Raw genomic sequence first — 290 nt, 5'->3', positions numbered from 1 at the left:
TCGCTTCATGTGGATGAAACATCGTTTAGGGTTGAAAGGAAAAATCACTGGATTCATGTCTATTCTTCAGGCGGAACGACCCTGAAACTGCTCCATCAGAAGCGAGGCAAGGAAGCAATTGTCGGGTTGAACATCATCCCCCGCTATGGCGGAGTGATTATCCATGATTGCTGGGCATCATACCTGTCATACGATCATTGCGGCCATGGTCTGTGCGGCTCTCATCTTTTACGGGAGTTGGTGTTTATTATTGACGCCAATGGGTACCGGTGGGGCCGCAATATGAAAAA

At 48.3% G+C, this 290-nt stretch carries 1 protein-coding gene; it reads left to right on the top strand.

Going from position 1 to position 290, the window contains the following annotated elements; translation table 11 throughout:
* Positions 1–290, top strand: a 290-nt coding sequence (locus ACYQ8U_RS23380; protein ID WP_459947947.1) for an IS66 family transposase, incomplete at both ends; no start/stop codon positions are given.

This window comes from Desulfocastanea catecholica, from assembly GCF_054657295.1.
The sequence above is the reverse complement of the archived record's forward strand: the minus strand, read 5'-3'. Positions and strand labels throughout refer to the sequence as shown.